The organism is Dysgonomonas sp. 521, from assembly GCF_010501055.1.
In the GTDB taxonomy this organism is placed as follows: domain Bacteria; phylum Bacteroidota; class Bacteroidia; order Bacteroidales; family Dysgonomonadaceae; genus Dysgonomonas.
In genome coordinates this window covers 7158-7561 of sequence record NZ_QVMO01000052.1, presented here as the reverse complement: position 1 = coordinate 7561, position 404 = coordinate 7158, and the positions used below count along the sequence as shown (strand labels likewise).

Genomic DNA, 404 nt, shown 5'->3' with positions numbered 1-404 from the left:
AAAAATAATTAACAGCAAAAAGGTGCGAAATACAGAAATTTTGATACCTTTGTATCGTCGGTAATTACAAGAACCCGTATTCTGTCACTTGCTAAGTGACAAATGGTAAACAAGCAGACTTGCATCAAATATAATACATCCGTCAGACTTCCGCTACAGAAACGCCCCTTAATTTTCATAATCCTTACCTTTTTTCAGATTGAAGTATACTGATTCATGTCAATTATAAACAATGAACATCCTATAAACCATATATAAAAAGCATAATCCCAGATAATTGCATATAAGAAAACCTTTGGGGAAGATATCCCCCCTGAAAGATACACCTCCGGTGTTCGTCCCGGCAGGGGAAGAAAACCTTTGTCCGCAAATTTGATTTGTCCTTACCATTAAACCTTTCAGTG

Annotated in this window: 1 protein-coding gene; it reads right to left on the bottom strand. The window is 36.4% G+C overall.

Features of this window, described 5'->3' with window-relative positions:
* Positions 1-219: 219 nt before the first annotated feature.
* Positions 220-404 (bottom strand): hypothetical protein (locus D0T84_RS22590; RefSeq protein ID WP_221413139.1); only part of this gene is annotated, 185 nt, incomplete at its 5' end.